The 19,711-nt window shown below is 41.1% G+C and carries 15 protein-coding genes; 13 read left to right on the top strand and 2 right to left on the bottom strand.

The window, feature by feature from the left end:
- Nucleotides 1-8: 8 nt before the first annotated feature.
- A complete protein-coding gene (locus tag EHW67_RS12405; RefSeq protein ID WP_126162716.1) occupies nt 9-1,130 on the top strand; it encodes a PQQ-dependent sugar dehydrogenase in 1,122 nt (373 codons plus the stop codon).
- Between the two features lie 34 nt (nt 1,131-1,164).
- Nucleotides 1,165-1,575: a c-type cytochrome gene (locus EHW67_RS12400; protein WP_126162715.1), complete on the top strand. Its 411-nt coding sequence runs from the start codon at nt 1,165-1,167 to the stop codon at nt 1,573-1,575.
- 2 nt (nt 1,576-1,577) lie between these two features.
- On the opposite strand, the gene EHW67_RS12395 is transcribed toward EHW67_RS12400, so the two are convergent.
- Together EHW67_RS12395 and EHW67_RS12390 are read right to left on the bottom strand one after the other, a co-directional pair.
- Entirely contained in the window at nt 1,578-2,393 is an 816-nt protein-coding gene (locus EHW67_RS12395; RefSeq protein ID WP_126162714.1) for an N-acetylmuramic acid 6-phosphate etherase, read from the bottom strand.
- 241 nt (nt 2,394-2,634) lie between these two features.
- Complete coding sequence (locus EHW67_RS12390) at nt 2,635-3,384, bottom strand: DeoR/GlpR family DNA-binding transcription regulator (RefSeq protein ID WP_126162713.1); 750 nt, start codon at nt 3,382-3,384, stop codon at nt 2,635-2,637.
- Nucleotides 3,385-3,578: 194 nt separating this feature from the next.
- On the opposite strand from EHW67_RS12390, the gene EHW67_RS12385 reads away from it, so the two are divergent.
- The 11 genes from EHW67_RS12385 to EHW67_RS12335 all read left to right on the top strand — a co-directional run bounded on the left by EHW67_RS12385 (nt 3,579) and on the right by EHW67_RS12335 (nt 19,454).
- On the top strand, nt 3,579-6,554 hold the full coding sequence (locus tag EHW67_RS12385; protein ID WP_126162712.1) for a SusC/RagA family TonB-linked outer membrane protein: 2,976 nt from the start codon (nt 3,579-3,581) through the stop codon (nt 6,552-6,554).
- A gap of 17 nt (nt 6,555-6,571) precedes the next feature.
- Entirely contained in the window at nt 6,572-7,915 is a 1,344-nt protein-coding gene (locus EHW67_RS12380; RefSeq protein ID WP_126162711.1) for a RagB/SusD family nutrient uptake outer membrane protein, read from the top strand.
- Nucleotides 7,916-7,993: 78 nt separating this feature from the next.
- Complete coding sequence (locus EHW67_RS12375; RefSeq protein ID WP_126162710.1) at nt 7,994-9,508, top strand: glycoside hydrolase family 10 protein; 1,515 nt, start codon at nt 7,994-7,996, stop codon at nt 9,506-9,508.
- 69 nt (nt 9,509-9,577) lie between these two features.
- Nucleotides 9,578-10,852, top strand: a complete 1,275-nt coding sequence (locus EHW67_RS12370; RefSeq protein ID WP_202911971.1) for an AmpG family muropeptide MFS transporter — start codon at nt 9,578-9,580, stop codon at nt 10,850-10,852.
- Nucleotides 10,842-12,416 (top strand): glycoside hydrolase family 3 protein, encoded by a 1,575-nt coding sequence (locus EHW67_RS12365; protein WP_126162708.1) that lies wholly within the window; start codon nt 10,842-10,844, stop codon nt 12,414-12,416. Before EHW67_RS12370 ends, EHW67_RS12365 begins: the two co-directional genes overlap by 11 nt.
- Complete coding sequence (locus tag EHW67_RS12360) at nt 12,409-13,071, top strand: class I SAM-dependent methyltransferase (RefSeq protein WP_126162707.1); 663 nt, start codon at nt 12,409-12,411, stop codon at nt 13,069-13,071. The genes EHW67_RS12365 and EHW67_RS12360 overlap by 8 nt, the downstream gene beginning before the upstream one ends.
- Nucleotides 13,072-13,110: 39 nt before the next feature.
- The gene (locus tag EHW67_RS12355; RefSeq protein WP_126162706.1) at nt 13,111-14,187 is read left to right on the top strand and encodes an anhydro-N-acetylmuramic acid kinase; all 1,077 of its coding nucleotides are present in this window, start codon (nt 13,111-13,113) and stop codon (nt 14,185-14,187) included.
- 80 nt (nt 14,188-14,267) lie between these two features.
- The gene (locus tag EHW67_RS12350) at nt 14,268-14,528 is read left to right on the top strand and encodes a DUF4212 domain-containing protein (protein WP_126162705.1); all 261 of its coding nucleotides are present in this window, start codon (nt 14,268-14,270) and stop codon (nt 14,526-14,528) included.
- 105 nt (nt 14,529-14,633) lie between these two features.
- Nucleotides 14,634-16,331, top strand: coding sequence for a sodium:solute symporter family protein (locus EHW67_RS12345; RefSeq protein ID WP_126162704.1), 1,698 nt, complete (start codon nt 14,634-14,636; stop codon nt 16,329-16,331).
- A gap of 215 nt (nt 16,332-16,546) precedes the next feature.
- Entirely contained in the window at nt 16,547-18,454 is a 1,908-nt protein-coding gene (gene acs / locus EHW67_RS12340; RefSeq protein ID WP_126162703.1) for an acetate--CoA ligase, read from the top strand.
- A gap of 466 nt (nt 18,455-18,920) precedes the next feature.
- Nucleotides 18,921-19,454, top strand: coding sequence for a GNAT family N-acetyltransferase (locus EHW67_RS12335; RefSeq protein WP_126162702.1), 534 nt, complete (start codon nt 18,921-18,923; stop codon nt 19,452-19,454).
- Nucleotides 19,455-19,711: the final 257 nt, after the last annotated feature.

Raw genomic sequence — 19,711 nt, 5'->3', positions numbered from 1 at the left:
GATTGATTATGAAAAATAGTATCTTAAAAATATTTATTGCGCTAATATCATTGAATTTTTCCTGCGCACAACAAGGTGAAAATGAAGTAAATACCCCAAAAACAAGCCTGTTTGAGGCGGAACTGATAATCGATGAAATGCAGATTCCGTGGGGAATGGCCTTTCTTCCCGATGGGAGTATGCTTATCACCGAAAAATCTGGTGAATTAATTCATTTTAAAGATGGTAATAAAAAAGTTGTAGGCAATTCTCCCAAGATATATCTTAGAGGACAAGGTGGATTATTGGACATTGCCCTGCATCCCGACTATAAAAATAATGGATGGATATATATCTCCTATGCTTCAGAGGAAGGAGAGGACAAAGGAGGCAATACCGCTATCATGAGGGCTAAATTTGACGGTAATAATCTTACTAACAACGAATTGCTCTACAAGGCAACGCCAAATACCACCAAAGGACAGCATTTTGGTTCCAGATTCGCCTTTGATGATAAGGGCTATCTTTACTTTTCCATCGGGGAACGAGGAGCTCGCGATGTTAACCCACAGGACCTTACTAGGGATGGAGGCAAAATATACCGACTCAACGCAGATGGCAGTATTCCGGCAGACAACCCCTTTGTAGGTACCGCTGGGGCCAAGGAAGCTATTTTTAGCTACGGCCATAGAAATCCACAAGGCCTGGTAAAAAATCCGATGACAGGAGAGATATGGGACAATGAACATGGCCCACAGGGTGGTGATGAGATAAATATAATTGAAAAGGGTAAAAATTACGGTTGGCCGGTGATAACCTATGGTATTAACTACAGCGGGACACCTATTACGGACAAGACGGAAATGGAAGGCATGGAGCAGCCCCTACATTATTGGGTCCCTTCCATTGCTCCAAGTGGTATGACTTTTGTTACCTCGGATAAATATCCCGAATGGAAAGGCAACCTATTGATAGGCTCTTTAAAATTTCAATATCTGGAGCGGCTAGAACTAAAAGGAAATAAGGTTGTATACAGAGAAAAGTTGATGCCAGATCTGGGACGGGTCCGCGATGTAAAACAGGCCCCGGACGGTTATATCTATGTAGCTGTTGAAGGTAAGGGTATCTATAAATTAGTTCCAAATAAATAATTTTCCACCACATAATCTTTGCAGAAAATAAAATATGAAACTACTTATTTTACTCTATTTTACCACCATCACCTTGTTATCCTTTACCCTCTTTCAAGACCAGGACACGGCATTGAAGGCCAGTATGGAACGGGGCAAGGATATTTATAACGACTTTTGTGTTAATTGCCATATGAGCAATGGAGAAGGAGTATCAGGAACATTCCCCCCGTTGGCAAATTCCGATTTTTTACTCCAGAAAAGAGAAGAAAGTATTCGTGGTATCAAATACGGTCAGCAAGGATATATATTGGTAAATGGGAAAGCGTATGACAACATTATGCCCCCTATGGGATTGGAGGATGAGGAAATTGCGGATGCAATGAATTACATCCTTAATTCATGGGGCAATAAAAGTGATTCCATAGTAACCCCCGAGGAGGTTACTATGAACATTATGGAATAGTCCTAATTCTTATAGGCGTCAATGGCCTTTTTTACCGAGCCGTATTTTTTTAATAATTCCTCTGCTTGGGGATACTCAATTTTCAGTTCTTCTACCAAGTAACGGGTACCACGGTCTACCAACTTTTCGTTGGTAAGTTGCATGTTCACCATTTTATTGCCCTTCACCCTACCTATCCTGATCATCAAGGCGGTAGAAATCATGTTCAGGACCAACTTCTGCGAAGTCCCACTTTTCATTCTGGTACTGCCCGTAACAAATTCAGGCCCCACATTAACGGCAATAGGAATCTCTACAGCTTTGGTCAATGGAGATCCTGGGTTATTGGTTATACAAGCGGTCAATAATCCATTGGCAGAAGCTTCCTTTACGCCGCCTATTACATAAGGGGTAGTACCCGAAGCCGCAATTCCCACTACTGTATCGTGTTTTGTAATGTCGTATGCTTTTAAATCTTCCCAAGCCTGGCTGGCATCGTCCTCTGCATTCTCAACAGCTTTTCTAATGGCAGTATCACCGCCTGCGATCAATCCGATAACATAATCATGGGATAAACCGAAAGTAGGAGGAATTTCAGAGGCATCCAAAATACCTAAACGCCCACTGGTGCCCGCTCCTATATAAAACAACCTCCCCCCTTTATCAAATCTTTCCTTTAAGGCATCTACCAATTTGGTGATTTGGGGTATAACCAATTCTACAGCATCTGCCACTAGTTTATCTTCCTTGTTCATATTTTCAAGGATAGAAGCGGTATCCATTAACTCCAAATCCGAATAATTGGATGGCGATTCGGTAATCTTTTTATATTCTTGCATACTTCAATGTTGGTATTGTTTATTTTTAAAATGGTTTTTTAAGCTTTGGTCTTACATCATTATATCCCTGACTTGACTATTCATCAACAAACCTTTATACGGTTTGTATTTGGTACTTCGCGCAATAAGGCTATTATCAATTTGAATCTAATTAATGGCATTGGCCCAGAACAACAAACATATGAAATTTTAATTATCGATCCAGTTCCAATACATGTACACTGTAGTTGCTAGAATCAAATTAAAGTATTTGTACATTAGCTTTCTTAAATACTTCCAGCTGTCCATCCGTAGGTTCCAACTCGGTAATTAAAACATCTATCTCTTCCAAGTTACATATTTTATAGCGCTGTGTAGAACTAAATTTCTCAGAAATAGCAGGGGACACTATTCTTTTTGAAGCCCGTATCATTGCCTTTTTCATTTGTACTATATCCCAGTCAAACTCGGTTATCCCATTATTGGCATCAATGGAATTTGTTCCCAAGAAACACAAATCAACTTTTATATCGTGTAACATATTAATTGCACTCCCCCCTACTGCAATTTGAGAGTCCTTGGACAACTTTCCACCTATTAGAATAACCTCCACATTGGATTTGGAAAGTAATTGTACTGCCACGGGCAAACTAGGGGTAAAACATGTGATGTTTATATTAGGCGGAAACATCCTAGCAATTTCCATATTGGTAGTACCCCCACTAATTAATATTACCTGCCCGTTCTTTAATAAATTAATGGCCTTTTTCGCAATGCGGGATTTATTTTCCAAGGAATAAATCTCACGGTTTTCTACATGATAGTTGTTAAAACCCAAAGATATGGCCCCACCATGTACTTTCTTTAATTTTTTGGCAGCACTGAGCTCTGTTATATCCCTACGAATGGTATCTACGGAAACATTCAATAGTTCAGCCATATCGGAAAACAATATCCTGTTATGAATCCTAACCTCATTTAAAATAACCTGCTTTCTCTCGGCTTTCAACATAATATTATCACAAATTTATAATACAGCTTCAATATGCGCAAAATATTGCAAACAACCCACTAATTCTTTGCAAAAGTAAATTTTTTTAGAAGAAACTGCAAGAAATTGCAATTATTGCAGTTTTTTGCATACATTTGGATGCAACATGAAGTCTAATAACAACTTAAATTATTTCAAATTAACTCCAAAAGTCTATGAAAACATTTCAAACAGTGAGGGGAAAATTGTCGGGTCATATACTATTTTGGGTATTGCTCGCAATGAGTACAACGGTATTTGGGCAACAGTCTCCCATTACAATTAGCGGAACTATCACCGAAAGCGGTTCTGGTATTCCAGTAGCAGGTGCTTCGGTATTTATTGAAAACACTTCCTTTGGTGCAGTTTCAGATTTTGATGGGAACTATAGTCTAAATGCCCAATTGGAAAATAAGGACTATACACTTATCGCCAGCTATCTAGGTTTTACTACCCAGAGAATCACCATCAACATTACCGGGGATGATCTAGTGAAGGATATTGTATTGGCGGAAGACCTTTTAAGTCTAGATGAAGTAGTTGTTACCGGTACCGGTACCGGGGCCAATAGACGATCATTAGGAAATGCTGTGGCTTCTGTTAAATCGAAAGATTTGACCAATAATGGAGCTACACAGGTAGACCAGGCCATAGCAGGAAAGGTTTCCGGGGCCTTGGTACAACAAAATTCAGGTGATCCAGCTGGGGGTATCAGTATTAGATTAAGAGGTGCCAGCACAATTTCCGGAAGTTCAGATCCACTCTATATAGTAGATGGTATAATCATTAGCAACTCCAGTAACGAACTGATTGATCTGGGAGGGAATTCCCAAAATAGACTGGCAGACCTAAACCCAAATGACATTGATAAAATAGAAATTATCAAGGGAGCAGCAGCCGCAGCAATTTACGGTTCAAGGGCGAGTAATGGAGTGGTACAGATTTTCACCAAAAAAGGTAAATCTGGTGAACCTAAATTTACCTTTATGACCAATGTAAGGCTAAATGAACTAAGAAAAAAAATAGACTACAATACAGTCCCCCTAGCATGGGAAGTTGCTACGGACAGAAATAATCTTACCACTGTAGCTGTAGAAAGGTATGACCTTCAAGACGCCATTTTTGACACTGGCTATGGATTGGAAAATTACTTTTCCGTAAACGGAGGTAATGACAAGACTTCCTATTTCCTTTCAGCCTCCCATTTGGATAACGAAGGAATAGTTCAGAACACCGACTTTAAGCGCTATGGTTTTAAAGCCAATTTAACCCAGAAAGCATTTGATTGGTTAGATATTACAGGAGGTTTTAACTACGTAAGAAGTATAAGTAACGATGTTCCAAATGGTGGTATCAATTCAGCTTACGGGGCAATCACCGGATTCTTGTTCAGTGATAATTCAATTGATCCTACCCCGGATGAATCTGGCGTATATCCTGTTACTTCTCCTTTAGTGGCACGTACCAACCCTATGGAGGCAGTAGACAGATTCGATTTTAATCAGAAAACAAATCGTATAATCACCAGTATTGCTTTGGACGGTAGGTTTAATGAGCATTTGTCGGCAAAATATACTTTGGGAATGGACTACTACAACCAATCTGCCTTTGCCTTCATACCTATCAACAACACCTCAACCGTACCAGATGGATTTTCCAGAAGATCGGATTTAAATAGTTTTCAATACAATAGTGATTTAAACTTAACCTATAGACGAGATCTTTCAGAGAGCATCAATTCAATCACCACTGCCGGTGGCTCATGGCAGTACGAGGAAAGGGACCGAGTAGGAATTAGCGCTACGGGCCTACCTCCCGTGGTACAAACCGCTACCGGAGGGAGTTTATTGGAACAGGGCGAATCAAGATCACAAATATCGTATTGGGGTGCCTTTCTACAGCAATCATTTTCCTATTTGAACAAGTTGTACATAAATGGAGCAGTAAGGATGGATGGCGCCTCCACTTTTGGAGAAGACGAACGCAACCAGTTATATTTTAAAGCGAGTGCCTCCTATATCCTATCCGATGAAGAATTCTGGAAAACCACTTTTTCTGATTCTTTTAATTCCTTTAAGTTAAGAACTTCTTGGGGACAAGCAGGTAACCTAACTGCTTTGGGCGCTTTTGACAGGTTTTCTGTTTACTCCCCTTCTTCTATTGATGGAGCAGTAAGCCTTATTCCTTCAACGGCACAAGGAAATGAAAACCTAAAACCAGAAAGGCAGGATGAACTTGAAATAGGTTTCGATGCTGGTTTTATTAACAACAGATTAGGGTTGGAATTCTCCTATTATCACCAAAAAGTAACAGACCTATTACTGCCAAGGGTACTTGCTCCTTCAACTGGGTTTAGTTCCAGGTTTGAAAATGTAGGTAATCTTGAGAACAAGGGTGTAGAATTGCTTCTTAGAGCCGCACCTGTAAAAAATGAAAATCTTACATGGGACATTATCGCTTCTTTCTCCAAGAACAACAACGAAGTTACCAATGTCGCTGGGGGAGGTAGACTTACCTTGGACGGAAGTTTCTCTACTAATTATGTGATTGAAGGAGAACCTATAGGAGTATTCTACAGACAATTCTATGCTAGGAACGAAGACGGTAGTATAGCCTTGGATGCCGATGGGTATCCCTATAGAGGTACCACTGAAGATGGTGAATCTTCCAAAGTACTTGGCGATCCCAATCCAGATTGGTTTGGATCATTGATCAATGAAGTAAACTATAAGGATTTTTCACTAAGAGTGCAGTTCGATGCTGTTCAAGGCTACGAGGTTTTCAACTGGAACCGAAGATTATTGGACAATGTACTTTTTGGAGGAGGATACAATGTTGGGCAGGAATTGCTAGGCAACCTACCTAAAGGATATGGGGGGGCTCAAGCCAATATATTTGAAGAATTTGTTGAAGATGGCTCTTTTGTTAAACTAAGGGAAATAAGCCTAAGTTATAACTTTATTCCAAAATCAGGATTTATAGACAATGTAGAACTAAGTTTAGTAGGTAGAAACCTCTTTTCTTGGGACGATTACTCCGGTTGGGACCCAGAGGTTAGTGCTGCCGGACAGAGCAATGGAGTTAGAGGATTTGATTTCGCTACCGTGCCAATCCCAAGGACGTATCAATTTGGAGTAAACGTTAGTTTCTAATCTTAAAAAAAACAACAATGAGAAATTATATAAAATTTAATGTAAAGGCTATTGCATTATTGATGACCATACTAGTGTTATCATCATGCGAAACCGATTTTGAGAACCCCAATGCTGCTACGGATGCGCAAGTTTTTTCATCAAGAGAAGGTATCTTGGCCGCGGCCATCGGCATGCAACAATTATACTCCACCACAGGTTTAAGGTGGATTGTGGAAACACCAGCAGTTACAACTAGGGAAGTAGGTATCACCACTACCTTTCAAAATATGATAGATCTAGAGGATGGTGGGGACATACCCAATTCTACTTCTAATATTGTTGGACTATGGTCCACCATGTTACGGGTGATGTCGATCTCCGAGGATATCGCAGCTAATGCTCCGAACTTAAATATTAACGATGGAACCAAAAGTGGGCTTGTTGCTTATGCCAATTTGTTTAAAGCCATGGCCATAGGCAGTATGGCCCAAAATTACGAACAGGTAATAGTAGCCATCAGTAATGAGGGGGATGCTCCTTTTGTTACAAGAACAGAGGCGTTCAATACCGCTGTAACCCTTTTAAATGAAGCCCGGAATTTAATTTCTGCAACTCCTGTTTCTGACGAATTTAGCTCAGAGATTCTAAGAGGTAACATCGACCTGGAAAACACCCTTTTGGCTATGTCCGCCAGATACAATTTGTTTGCTGGGAATTATGACGCTGCCATCTCAGCAGCCAACGCCGTAGATCAATCGTCTACCTCTGTTTTTACCTATGACTCACAAAATCTAAATCCTGTATGGAGTAGGGTATTTCAAAATGGGGTTTCCAATTTTAAGCCAAGAGACAATTTCGGACTACCTGATTCTTTTTCCGTAGACCCTAGTGATGGCCGTATCGCCTTCTATTTATCACCCTTGGATGAATTGAACATCAATCAATTGCCAATTGAAGATTTGGCAGGATTTTTTGATGAGGAAAGTGGAACAGAATCTATTCCCGTATATCTGACCGATGAGATGAGCTTAATAATAGCAGAAGCAAATCTGAGAAAGGCTTCTGCAGATATCCCAGCTGCGATTGAAGCAATTAATGATGTTAGAACAGATAACGACGATGCATTTGGAGTAAATGCCAATCTAGAGGAATATAGCGGTGATATGTCCGCAGATACTTTATTGGATGAGGTTTACCTTAATAGAAGATTGGAGCTTTTCCTAACAGGAACCAGTCTTGAGGACAGCAGAAGATTTGGTCGCCCAGAACCTAGTCCTAATGCAAAAGTTTTCACCGACGAAAGGAACAGAAACTTTTACCCCTACCCCAACACAGAAAGGGATAACAATAGCAACACCCCGGCCGATCCATCAATTTAAAAGAAATATTGTTTTAGTTTACAAATGGCCTACATTTATACTTAAATGCTAGGCCATTTGTTTAAATTGTTAATTTATATGCTTAAAAAACTAGCCCTTTTAATCGTCTTAACGCTTTCCTCATGCTCTATATTCAAACCCTCCATTCCAACACCCAAACACGAATTCAGGGGAGTCTGGATCGCCACAGTGGCCAACATTGACTGGCCAAAGCACAGCTTGGACAGTATTGAAAAACAAAAAAAGGACTATCTCAATATCTTGGATTTTTACAAGGATTTAAATTTTAACGCCGTCATCGTCCAGATACGGGCAGCTGGTGATGCCTTTTATCCCTCCCAATACGCTCCATGGTCCAGATTCCTTACCGGACATGAAGGAGTAGCCCCCAACCCCTATTTTGATCCTCTAAAGTGGATGATAGATGAGGCACATAGCAGAGGGATGGAATTCCATGCCTGGCTTAACCCCTACCGAGCAACCTTTGACAGTAAAATCGAGGTTCTAAGTAAAGACCATGATTTTCACCAACATCCCGAATGGATGTTGAAATACGGAAAAAAATACTATTACAACCCCGGACTACCAGAAGTACAACAACACTTGACCAATATAATGGAAGAAGTAGTTAGCAATTATGACTTGGATGCCGTGCATTTCGATGATTACTTTTACCCCTATAAAATTAACAAGGAGGTCTTTGATGACGCCGATACCTATTCTAAATACGGCCTCCCAGAGCAGACCTTGGACGATTGGCGAAGAAGCAATATTGACAGCTTGGTGAAAAATGTTCACCATGCCATAAAAAAAGAAAAACCCTGGGTGCAATTCGGTATTAGCCCGTTTGGCGTCTGGAAAAATAAAAGCACGGACCCCAAAGGGTCCGACACCAAGGCTGGACAGACCACCTATGAGGACCTTTATGCCGATCCCTTATTATGGATGGAAAAAGGATGGATAGATTATCTAGTACCACAGGTCTATTGGAGCATGGACCTACCCGTAGCCTCCCATAGCAAGATCGTAGACTGGTGGTCCAAGAATAGTAAAAACACCAACCTGTACATCGGAAACGGACCCTATAAGATAAGAAACAACAGCGACAAGGCTTGGAACAAAAAAAGAGAACTTCCCAATCAATTAAAACTAGCTCGTAACTATAAAAATGTTCTGGGAAATGTATTTTTTAGCGCCAAATCCCTAATGACAAACAAAGAGGACGTGCTAAGAATATTGAAAAAAAAATATTACCAGAACATTGCCCTTCCACCAAGGTCCCCGTTGCAGCAAAACACTTTTGGGAATAACACTATCCCATCCAAATTCGAAAAAAATAATGGGGCCCTACAATTTAGCATTACTGCCGATAACATAAATGAGCTAAGATATGCACTTATCTATGCTTCCAAAAAGGAGTCCAAATTAAACTTGGATACCCCCCTTCAACTCCTAGCTAAAATACCTATTCCGAACTCAGGAAATTTTAATGTCAACAGCTCGTTGTTAAAAGGGAAAAAATATATGGCGCTAACTTTTATAAACAGGTTTGGACAGGAAAGTAAACCTAAAATTATCAAAATTGACACGTAGAAAAAAGAGCCATTTTTCGTCATCTCAATAAAAATAAAAAGCACAATTTGAACAGCAAAATTGAATAAAATGATTCAAAAAGACAAAGGAGCGTGGGCATGGGTACCTGTTTTATACTTTACACAGGGCATCCCATATGTGCTTGTAGTAACAGTTTCGGTAATAATGTATAAAAAACTGGGTATCAGTAATTCAGATATCGGTTTGTACACGAGCTGGTTGTACCTTCCATGGGTCTTAAAGCCTCTGTGGAGTCCATTTGTTGATCTAAATGGCACTAAAAGAAAATGGTTCTTGGCCATGCAGTTAATAATTTCCCTAGCCATCTTGGGAGTAGGCCTAACCATTCCTACCAATATATTTTTTACAACCACTCTGGCTTGTTTTTGGATGGCCGCTTTTGCTTCGGCAACCAACGATATTGCCTCAGACGGATATTATATGCTGGGGCTTACCGAGAAAAAACAGGCCTTCTTTGTTGGTATGAGAAGTACGTTCTATCGCTTGGCTATGATAACCGGCCAGGGACTCATTGTTATCCTTGCCGGATTCTTGGAAAACTATTATGGAGACAATACCAAAGCCTGGTCCGTTACCATGATCGCTTCTGCCCTTTTGATGCTATCCCTTACCGTGGCCAACTTTTTTGTTACCCCAAAATATGAGTCGTCCAATGCCGTTGTTCAGCAAAAACCCGAAGGTTTTTTAGAGGTCTTCATTTCCTTCTTTAAGAAACCGAATATAGGTTTGGCCCTGACTTTTATTTTATGTTACCGTCTTGGAGAATCGCAATTGGTAAAAATGGCCGCACCCTTTTTACTGGATAGTACCCAAGCTGGTGGATTGGGGTATTCTACGGAAGCCGTTGGCACCATTTATGGAACCGTTGGTGTAGTGATGCTATCTTTGGGGGGTATTCTTGGAGGTGTACTAATTTCCAAGGACGGACTAAAAAGATGGATGTTGCCCATGGTCCTGGCCTTAAACATTCCCAATGCAATGTATGCCATTTTAGCCCTCACCAACACCACAAGTATGGTCGCCGTAGTAGCCACAGTGGTATTAGAGCAGTTTGGCTACGGATTTGGGTTTGCGGCCTTCCTGATCTACCTCATCTATATTGCAGAAGGAATATCAAAAACATCCCACTACGCCATTGCTACCGGCTTCATGGCCCTAGGTATGATGCTCCCGGGGATGATCAGTGGCTACCTACAGGAATGGCTTGGTTACGGAGGCTTTTTTGTTTGGGTCGTCATTGCCGCACTACCAGCCCTTTTTCTATTAAAATACATAACCTATCCCGCTGATTACGGGAAAAAAACCAATGAAGATGTCAATTAATCCCAACCCATACAATACAGCAACAAAAACCCTATCCATAAGGGAAAAGGTGGGACAATTATTTATGCCCGCTGCCTTCATCAATGATACCGAAGAAGAAATTCTGGAACTGGAAAACCTAATAAAAGAGCAGCATGTGGGCGGTCTTTGTTTTTTTCACAGTAGGGCCAGTGCAGCCACTAATTTTGAAGGTAAAAAGAAAATAAAATACAATAAACAAAGCCTTAAAACCTTAAAAGACCTCATCCAACGCTATCAAAAAGCGGCAAAATATCCATTGCTAATTAGTATTGATGCGGAATGGGGATTGGCGATGCGCATTGAAAACACCCCCCAATACCCATATGCCATAACCCTAGGGGCCATTGCTAATCAGGACGAGTTGATCTTTAAGGTAGGACAGCAAATAGCACATGACTGCAGGGAAGCCGGTATACACTGGAACTTGGCACCGGTGGTAGACATTAACAATAACCCCAACAATCCGGTTATTGGCTATCGCTCTTTCGGGGAAGATAAGGTTAATATCACCAAAAAATCAATGGCGTTTATTAGGGGCACGGAAAGCGAAGGGGTTTTTAGTTGTATCAAACACTTTCCCGGGCATGGGGATACTGCTACCGATTCCCATCTTGGCTTACCATTAATAGGGAAATCCAAAGAGATACTTTTGGAAAACGAACTCTATCCGTTCAGGGAGATTATAAAATCTGGAGTAGACAGTGTTATGGTAGGACATTTATCCATTCCCTCCCTGGATAACGGAAAAGGTACTCCGGCCACCATTTCCAAACCTATTATTAAAGGACTCCTGCGAAAAGAGCTGAATTTTAATGGCGTGGTTATTTCCGATGCCTTAAACATGCACAGCGTTAGCAAAATGTTCCCTATAAAGGGTGAGTTGGAATGGCGTGCTTTTGACGCCGGCAATGATGTTCTGTGTTTTGCGGAACATACCCCCGAAGGCATAGAATCTATCTTGGACAAAGCAGACCCGCAAGAAATTGAGGAACGCTTTAAGCGGGTTTGGAAACTTAAGGAAAGAGCCTTTAATAGCACTTATAAACCTGGTCCCATTGAGGCAACAGACAAACTAAACCAAAAATTGGCTGTTGAAAGTCTTACCCTTGTACACGGCAGCAGGCCTATTTTGGATAACTTTAGAAACCAAGGCTTTACCTCAGTTGTATTTGGAACTTCACCCGATTGCTCATTTGCAGAACAACTATCCCTAATAGCCAATAAGGGCAAAAAAAATAAGGATAACATATTAATTACTCTTTATCCTCCCAAGGTGAAGCCACAAAGAAACTTTGAAATAAAAGAGGAGGAACTAAATGATTTAGACAGCTTGTTAAGGACCAAGAATGTGATACTCTATGTTTTTGGGAATCCCTATGTTTTACATCATCTACCATATCATTTGGCACAGTGCCTAGTTTTGGGATACCAAAATTTTAAAGCATTTCAAGAAGTTGCCATAAAACATTTCATGGGCCAGTTGGAAGCCAAAGGCAAATTACCAGTTTCCTTAGGTCCTAATAAAGACCAAAACTATGAATAATGATATTATTGCATCCTGGAACAAAAATGCCAGCGAATGGATCAAGGTATTGGACAAGGGGGAAATTAAATCCAGATTGCACACCAACAAGGCCATTGTACAAGTTATAGGTAATTCTCCCGCCTCCAGAATTTTGGATGTAGGTTGCGGCGAAGGCTGGCTTTGCAGAAGTCTTAGTGACATAGGCAAGTCAGTGGTAGGACTAGACACAATTCCCCAATTGCTGGAAAATGCCAGAACAAAAGGCCCTGGCACCTTTTACCAATTGTCATATGAAGAAATTACCAGTGGCAAAGCCATTCCAGAGGCGCCATTTGATGCTGCTATTTTTAATTTTAGCCTATACCAAGAAGAAGGACTGCCCCAACTCCTAAAACAAATAAGACAGGCCTTGACCGAAAATGGATATATCGCCATTCAAACGCTACATCCTTTTTTCTTATTACAAAATAACATGGAATACAAAAGCCAATGGGTGAAGGATTCATGGAAAGGTCTCCCTGGAAATTTTACGGATGGCCATTCGTGGTATGCGCGTACCTTTGAATCCTGGATAACCATCTTTAAAAAATCAGGGCTCCTACTTCGCCATTTTCAAGAGGTGACCAATAATGAGAAAAAACCAATTTCGGTAATTTTTATACTTTCGGAATAACTTGGACTAGCGAACTGGGTAACACTAAAAAATACAGCAATGAAAATTTATAAAGTTATTGGGTTAATGTCCGGCACCTCCTTGGACGGACTCGATTTAGCATATTGCCACATTTGGGAAACCAAGGAAGGTTGGGAGTTTAAAATCCATGAGACCCATAGTATATCATACTCCGCAGAAATGCAGGATAAATTAAAAAACTCCATTTTCCTGCCGGCAGACCAACTGCTACAATTCCACAACACTTATGGCGCTTGGTTGGGAGAACAAACCAAAGAATTTATCAATTTAAATCTACTAGAGGTCGATTTTATTGCCAGTCACGGGCATACTACCCACCACCAACCTCAAAACGGACTCACCTTCCAGATAGGCTCAGGGCAGCATCTCGCCAACACTAGTGGCATAAAGGTAATTTGCGATTTTAGAACCAACGATGTAGCCCTAGGTGGACAGGGGGCACCATTGGTACCTATTGGCGATCGGCTGTTTTTTGGAAAATATGATTTTTGCCTGAACCTAGGGGGTATTAGCAATATTTCCTTTGAAAAGGACGGAAAGCGACTGGCATATGATATTGGTCTGGCCAATATGGTTTTGAACCACATTACCAAAAAAATAAACTTGGAATACGATGAAGGTGGTGCTATGGCCCGTAGCGGAAAGATAAACGAAGAGTTATTGGTCCAACTTAACAACCTTGAATTCTACAAACTGCCTTTTCCCAAATCTATAGGGTTCGAGTGGTTTGTAGAAAAAGTGGTTCCCCTTGTTGACGCTACCCAAGACAGCATTGAAAATCTATTGCACACCTGCGTACATCACGTTTGCGACCAAATTGCCCTGCAAATAAAAGCTCAGAACAATAAATCCAATACTAGCCTATTGGTAACCGGTGGAGGAGCCTTAAACAGCTTCCTAATGGAATGCCTGCAGGAAAAATTAGGCCCCAAAATAAAGGTAATAGCACCCTCACCTACCCTTATAGCGTTTAAGGAAGCCTTAGTTTTTGCCCTTATGGGAGTGTTGCGCGAAGAAAAAAAACCCAACTGCCTAAGTTCGGTAACCGGCGCAAAAAGAGATTCCTATGGCGGGGTCATTTATTTGCCCTGCTAAAAAATATCGTTTGGTATATTAATTCAATTACTTATCTTGGTTACCTAAACTATACAGCAACATAAAAAAAAAGGATCAAGATGAGTGAAAAACAAAAAAAGGCCACTGCCTATTGGAAAGAAAATGTCCGTTATTTATTTATTCTTTTATCAATATGGTTCTCTGTGTCCTTTGGTGCTGGTATCCTCTTTAAAAATGCCCTGAATACCATTAAGATCGGTGGCTTTGAATTGGGATTTTGGTTTGCCCAACAAGGATCCATCTATGTTTTTGTAGTCCTTATTTTTGTGTATGTCCGACTTATGAACAAGTTGGATAAGAAATACGGTTACAACGTATAGTCTTCCCTATCTATATTACACCATTTGCTTAGAAGCTGTTTTCAAGGCCAACGCCTGTTTACATACCAAAACCATCCAATTAAATAACCAAATAAACCTTAAATTATGAGTGTTCAAGTCTGGACCTATCTTCTCGTCGGAATTACCTTTACATTATACATAGGAATCGCTATTTGGTCCAGGGCAGGATCAACAAAAGACTTTTATGTTGCTGGTGGCGGGGTTTCGCCTTTGGCAAATGGTATGGCCACCGCAGCCGATTGGATGTCTGCGGCCTCCTTTATTTCTATGGCCGGTATTATCGCCTTTGCCGGTTATGACGGCTCGGTATACCTAATGGGTTGGACAGGGGGTTATGTACTCTTGGCTCTATTGCTGGCCCCATACCTAAGAAAGTTTGGGAAATTTACGGTTCCCGATTTTATTGGGGACAGGTATTATTCCAATACGGCACGTTTGGTGGCCGTTTTCTGTGCCTTGATCGTGTCCTTTACCTATGTGGCAGGCCAAATGCGCGGCGTTGGAGTGGTTTTCTCCAGGTTTTTGCAGGTAGATATCAATACAGGGGTGGTCATTGGAATGATCATTGTACTTTTTTATGCCGTTTTAGGAGGTATGAAAGGTATCACCTATACCCAGGTTGCGCAGTATTGTGTACTTATTTTTGCCTTTATGGTTCCTGCCATTTTTATATCCTTTCAAATGACAGGTAATCCAGTTCCCCAATTAGGAATGGGATCAACCTTAAATGATGGTTCTGGGACCTACCTCATGGATCGTTTAAACGGACTCTCAACCGAACTGGGATTTGAAGAATACACTGATGGCAGCAAATCTGTAATGGATGTGTTTGCCATTACCCTTGCTTTAATGGTAGGTACGGCCGGATTACCTCATGTAATTGTACGTTTTTTCACGGTAAAAAGAGTTAAGGACGCCCGTAAATCTGCCGGGCTCGCACTGCTACTAATTGCCATCCTATACACCACAGCCCCGGCTGTTTCGGTATTTGCCAAAATGAATCTGATCGATACCGTAAGTAACGAACAGTACAGTCAGATGCCCGTTTGGTTCAAAAACTGGGAAGAAACCGGACTGCTAACCTTCAACGATAAAAATAAGGACGGTGTTATTCAATATGTAGCAGATGAGGACAGGAACGAGTTGATCGTTGACAATGATATTATGGTGCTGGCCAATCCGGAAATAGCCAACCTGCCGGCTTGGGTAATTGCCCTGGTAGCGGCAGGTGGACTTGCAGCAGCACTGAGTACAGCGGCCGGATTGTTATTGGTAATTTCTGCATCGGTCTCCCATGACCTGATCAAAAAAGTTTTTAAGCCCAATATCTCGGAAAAAGGCGAACTATGGGCAGCAAGGGGAGCCGCCACCGTTGCAGTGGTTATTGCAGGATATTTTGGAATTAACCCGCCAGGTTTTGTTGCTGCCGTTGTGGCATTGGCATTTGGATTGGCTGCAGCTTCCTTTTTCCCTGCCATTGTCTTGGGCATCTTCTACAAAAAAATGAACAAGGAAGGCGCCATAGGCGGAATGATCGTGGGGATTTGCCTAATGCTGTTTTATATGGCCAAATTTAAATTGGGCTGGCTAGGGGAAATACCCGATAAATCTGAATGGTGGTTTGGTATTTCACCGGAAGGCTTCGGTACTGTAGCCATGATCGTAAACTTTATTGTTGCCCTGACCATAAATAAATTTACCCCAGCCCCTCCTAGCCAGGTTCAGGAGATTGTGGAGAATATAAGAATTCCAAGTGGTGAGGGAAAGGCGGTAGAACACTAAAAACACAACCTAACCTTCATTAGGTCTTTTTATAAAATCTTGAATGATAAGCAGCTAAAAACCGCTGGTTTGGTATTGCGCTAATTATGGGACAATACTGAATTTAGCGGTTTTTGCATATTCATAAAAAAAATACACTTTAATTGATAAATTCAATTGAAGATACCTTTCAAATTTGCCCGATTTATATAAATTTATACAAATTTTAAAATACGATGAGCAATTATCACATTAAGCATTTAGAAGAGTACTACCAGGTGTACAGAAAATCGGTCAGAGAACCTGAAAACTTTTGGGGAGAAGTGGCCGAAGAACACTTTTTATGGAGAAAAAAATGGGACAACGTCCTTAGCTGGGATTTTAAAAAACCCGAAGTGAAATGGTTTGAGGGTGCCCAGCTCAACATTACGGAAAATTGTATCGATAGGCATCTTTTGACAAGGGGAGAAAAAACGGCCATCATTTTTGAGCCGAACAACCCTGAGGAAGAAACCGAACACATTACCTATAATCAATTGCACCAGAGGGTTTGTCAAATGGCCAATGTCTTAAAAGACCAAGGTGTAAAAAAAGGGGATAGGGTATGTATTTACCTACCTATGATCCCTGAATTATCCATAGCACTTTTGGCCTGTGCCCGTATTGGGGCCATCCATTCCGTTGTCTTTGCTGGCTTTTCTTCTACTGCCTTGGCCACCCGGATCAATGATAGCGATTGTAAAATTGTCATTACCGCCGATGGTTCTTATCGTGGCTCCAAAACTATAGACCTAAAAGGAATAGTAGATGAGGGACTGGTTGACTGTCCCGGTGTCAAGAATGTTTTGGTGGTAAAACGTACCCAGGCCGAGATCAATATGAAAGAAGGAAGGGATCAATGGCTACAGCCCTTGTTGGACAAAGCCTATTTAGATTGTGTTCCCGAAATAATGAATGCGGAAGACCCTCTATTTATTCTATATACTTCAGGATCTACCGGTAAGCCCAAAGGAATGGTTCACACCACCGCTGGTTATTTGGTCTATACTGCCTATACCTTTAAAAATGTATTTCAATACACCGAAAATGATGTCTATTGGTGCACCGCCGATATAGGATGGATTACCGGGCATAGCTATATTGTTTATGGTCCTTTGGCCAATGGTGCCACTACCCTTATGTTTGAGGGCGTGCCCAGTTACCCCGATTTTGGCCGCTTCTGGGAAATTGTAGAAAAACACAAAGTAAACCAATTCTACACCGCACCTACTGCAATAAGAGCATTGGCAAAACAAAATATATCCTTTGCCGAAGAGCATGACCTCTCCTCCCTTAAGGTCTTGGGATCTGTGGGCGAACCCATAAATGAGGAAGCTTGGCACTGGTACAATGACATCATTGGAAAAAAGAACAGTCCCATTGTGGATACGTGGTGGCAAACGGAAACGGGAGGAATCATGATTACCCCCATCCCCTTTGTAACGCCTACGAAACCTACCTATGCCACTTTACCTTTTATTGGCATACAACCCGCTCTTATGGACGATCAGGGCAAGGAGCTTAAGGGCAATCAGGTAGAAGGACGTCTCTGCATCAAATTCCCATGGCCGGGTATGGCAAGGACCATATGGGGCAACCATGATAGATACAAGGACACCTATTTCTCTGCCTACCCCAATAAATATTTCTCTGGAGACGGAGCTCTCAGGGACGAGGTGGGATACTACAGAATTACAGGGCGTGTAGACGATGTGATCATTGTTTCTGGACACAACTTAGGTACCGCACCTATAGAAGATGCCATAAACGAGCACCCAGCCGTGGCAGAATCGGCCATCGTGGGCTTCCCGCATGACATTAAAGGAAATGCTCTGTACGGTTACGTCATCTTAAAGGAAACTGGGGAATCACGTAAACACGATAATTTACGGAAAGAAATCAACCAGATCATTACAGAACATATTGGCCCCATAGCCAAACTAGACAAAATACAGTTTACTTCTGGCCTACCAAAGACACGTTCCGGCAAGATCATGAGACGCATACTGCGCAAAATAGCTAGTAGGGACATGAACAACCTGGGCGACACCAGTACACTTTTAAATCCCGAAGTAGTAGAGGATATCAAAGATAACGTCCTCTAACTATTTGGATGGGCATTGCCACTTTATGGATAACATAAAGTGGCCGTGCTTTCCGCTATATCTTTTTTATGTGCAACTACCTATACCCCATTTACTCAGCCCCAATTACATAAAAAAGGATGCCGCTTCTATCACTAATGCAGAACCAAAAAAAACCGATACAGCTAACAACCCTGGCCCTTCCCTGATTACAAAAAATATAAAATCTATAATATGCCAGCGTTATGCCCTAAAATTGCTTTGTATTAGTCCAAGTTTAAATATAACTCCTGCACAAAAGGCCTTTTCCCTAAACCTACCTCCTATTCGCTTCCTTGAATCCCTTGGGCCATTCCTATAATACCCCTAAAAAACCTATTCCTAAAATTCTTTTCCCACAATATGTACTTATTTGATATGTAACACAATAGTGTTAACTTCGGTTTTAAATCCTCCCTTTCATAAATTATGGACAAAAACTATTGCCATGACAATCCATATAGAAACAGACCAATATTTAATTAGGGATTTGGAAGAGTTTGATGCCCCTGGAATGTACGACTTGGATTCGGATCCACAAGTCCATAAGTTTTTGGGAAATAGGCCTATTAAAACAATTGCCGAAGCGGAACAAACTATTGCCCTAATTAGAAAACAATATCGTGATAACGGTATAGGCAGATGGGCTATAATCCACAAATCAACAAATGATTTCGTGGGCTGGACAGGCCTAAAATACGAACAACAATTAAGGAAAGGTTTTAATTATTGTGACCTAGGATACCGATTGAGAAGAAAATATTGGGGAAAAGGTATAGCCACAGAAACAGCAAATGAGTGCCTTATTTACGGATTCAGTCGGTTAGGTATAAAACAAATTTGCGCAGCGGCCCACATAGACCACCATGCGTCCAATAAAATACTCAGTAAAATTGGATTAAAATTAACCGAAACTTTTATGTTTGATGGTGAACTACATAATTGGTACTCCCTCCAAAAATCGGAATGGGCAGGCTTATAGCCAATACCAAACCAAAGCTTAGTCATTATTTCTTTCCATTTGTTTATTCAGTATTTCCACGGCCAGTCATATTAAAGATCTATGACTTTGTGGTATGGTTCCATTCTATAGCACCGGCATTACCAACTAAACTAAAAAATTGGGGGGATGGGGGAACATTATTCTTTGTAGCCTTGTTTGCCAAATCCTGTATAGACCGTTTCGCTAAAAATATTAAGCCAATTTGGCCTTGTTCAATTTAGTGGAGAAAGACAATT

Origin of the sequence: Arenibacter aquaticus, assembly GCF_003957295.1 — a bacterium.
Classification (GTDB): Bacteria; Bacteroidota; Bacteroidia; order Flavobacteriales; family Flavobacteriaceae; genus Arenibacter; species Arenibacter aquaticus.
This window is presented reverse-complemented; position numbering and strand designations above follow the sequence as displayed.

Bases quoted from the DNA above. Each gene is read 5' to 3' on its own strand.
- EHW67_RS12405 (WP_126162716.1), top strand. From the start codon at position 9: ATGAAAAATAGTATCTTAAAAATATTTATTGCGCTAATATCATTGAAT.
- EHW67_RS12400 (WP_126162715.1), top strand. From the start codon at position 1,165: ATGAAACTACTTATTTTACTCTATTTTACCACCATCACCTTGTTATCC.
- EHW67_RS12395 (WP_126162714.1), bottom strand. From the start codon at position 2,393: ATGCAAGAATATAAAAAGATTACCGAATCGCCATCCAATTATTCGGAT.
- EHW67_RS12390 (WP_126162713.1), bottom strand. From the start codon at position 3,384: ATGTTGAAAGCCGAGAGAAAGCAGGTTATTTTAAATGAGGTTAGGATT.
- EHW67_RS12385 (WP_126162712.1), top strand. From the start codon at position 3,579: ATGAAAACATTTCAAACAGTGAGGGGAAAATTGTCGGGTCATATACTA.
- EHW67_RS12380 (WP_126162711.1), top strand. From the start codon at position 6,572: ATGAGAAATTATATAAAATTTAATGTAAAGGCTATTGCATTATTGATG.
- EHW67_RS12375 (WP_126162710.1), top strand. From the start codon at position 7,994: ATGCTTAAAAAACTAGCCCTTTTAATCGTCTTAACGCTTTCCTCATGC.
- EHW67_RS12370 (WP_202911971.1), top strand. From the start codon at position 9,578: ATGATTCAAAAAGACAAAGGAGCGTGGGCATGGGTACCTGTTTTATAC.
- EHW67_RS12365 (WP_126162708.1), top strand. From the start codon at position 10,842: ATGTCAATTAATCCCAACCCATACAATACAGCAACAAAAACCCTATCC.
- EHW67_RS12360 (WP_126162707.1), top strand. From the start codon at position 12,409: ATGAATAATGATATTATTGCATCCTGGAACAAAAATGCCAGCGAATGG.
- EHW67_RS12355 (WP_126162706.1), top strand. From the start codon at position 13,111: ATGAAAATTTATAAAGTTATTGGGTTAATGTCCGGCACCTCCTTGGAC.
- EHW67_RS12350 (WP_126162705.1), top strand. From the start codon at position 14,268: ATGAGTGAAAAACAAAAAAAGGCCACTGCCTATTGGAAAGAAAATGTC.
- EHW67_RS12345 (WP_126162704.1), top strand. From the start codon at position 14,634: ATGAGTGTTCAAGTCTGGACCTATCTTCTCGTCGGAATTACCTTTACA.
- acs (WP_126162703.1), top strand. From the start codon at position 16,547: ATGAGCAATTATCACATTAAGCATTTAGAAGAGTACTACCAGGTGTAC.
- EHW67_RS12335 (WP_126162702.1), top strand. From the start codon at position 18,921: ATGACAATCCATATAGAAACAGACCAATATTTAATTAGGGATTTGGAA.